This window comes from Dietzia sp. E1, from assembly GCF_014145015.1.
Taxonomy (GTDB): domain Bacteria; phylum Actinomycetota; class Actinomycetes; order Mycobacteriales; family Mycobacteriaceae; genus Dietzia; species Dietzia cinnamea_A.
On the sequence record NZ_JAALDU010000459.1, the window covers coordinates 1 to 1,220 of the forward strand.

At 69.3% G+C, this 1,220-nt stretch carries 2 protein-coding genes and 1 tRNA gene; 2 read left to right on the top strand and 1 reads right to left on the bottom strand.

The features are described 5' to 3' along the window. The coding region (locus tag G6030_RS13920) for a YajQ family cyclic di-GMP-binding protein (protein ID WP_182643538.1) at nucleotides 1-436 on the bottom strand (436 nt) is incomplete at its 3' end. Nucleotides 437-572: 136 nt separating this feature from the next. Between G6030_RS13920 and G6030_RS13925 the strand changes: the two genes are divergently transcribed. Together G6030_RS13925 and G6030_RS13930 are read left to right on the top strand one after the other, a co-directional pair. After that, nucleotides 573-655 (top strand) — tRNA-Tyr (locus G6030_RS13925). Nucleotides 656-841: 186 nt separating this feature from the next. After that, the coding region (locus tag G6030_RS13930) for a polyprenyl synthetase family protein (RefSeq protein WP_182643539.1) at nucleotides 842-1,220 on the top strand (379 nt) is incomplete at its 3' end.

Genomic DNA, 1,220 nt, shown 5'->3' on the forward strand with positions numbered 1-1,220 from the left:
TGCACTCCTGCAGGTCGTCGCGCTTCTTGGACGACACGCGGATCTCCTCGCCCTGAATCTGCGCCTTGACGCCCTTCGGGCCCTCGTCGCGCAGGAGCTTGGTGATCTTCTTGGCGTTCTCCTTGTCGATGCCCTGCTTGAGCGACCCGACCAGGCGGTAGCCCTTGCCCGACGCCATCGGCTCGCCGACCTCGAGGGCCTTCATGCTCAGCCCGCGGCGCACCAGCTTCTCGATGAACACGTCCTTGGCGGCCAGGACCCGGTCCTCGGAGTTCGCGGTGATCTCGACGGCGTCCTCGCCCTTCCACTCGATGGCGGCGTCGGTGCCGCGGAAGTCGTAGCGGGTGCCCAGCTCCTTGGCGGCCTGGTTGAGGGCGTTGTCGACCTCCTGGCGGTCGAACTCCGAGACGATGTCGAACGAGGACTCCGAGGCCATGGGCGCACTCCTGACGTAGGGGGTGGTGAACCGACCAGGCCAGGCTACCCGCCCCGTCGGACCACCCCTGACCACCCCGATTTGGCACCCGGGGGCGTGTGCGTTGTATCGTGTCGTAGCGCCCTTGAGGGTGCACGCCAGATTGCCCGAGCGGCCAAAGGGAGCGGATTGTAAATCCGTCGGCTTATGCCTACGTTGGTTCGAATCCATCATCTGGCACTCGGAGACCCCTGCCACAAGCGGGGGTCTTCGTGCATTTCGGGGCACGTCGCGCGCACATCCGTGAAAATGTGGGCACGCGCGGCTCCGGTGACACGTCCCCGCCCCGACCCGTCACGCCGCATCTCGTCGAGCAGAATCGAGGTGAGACGTATCCACGACGGCCCCGGCTCCGAACAACCCGACATGACACTCGTTTCGATGACCGCCGCCCATCGGATCACCGCCCGCGCGCTGCCGCCCGGACTGGGGCAGGGGGTGGACGACTGGCTCGGCGACCTGGGACGGACCACGCGCGCCGGCAAGGGCATGCGGTCCACCCTGTTCGACGTCGTGTACACCACCGCCGGCGGGTCCGACGAGACCGTGCGGGCCGCCGCGGGCCGGGCCCTCGAGCTGCTGCACGAGGCGTTCCTCGTCCACGACGACCTCGCCGACGGGGACGATCACCGCCGCGGCCAGCCGAACCTGCAGGGCCGCACCACGGCGCGGGCCGCCGAGCGCGGACTGCTCGCCGAGTCGGCCGCGCACCTGGGGATGGTCGGCGGGCTGCTCGGCGGGGACC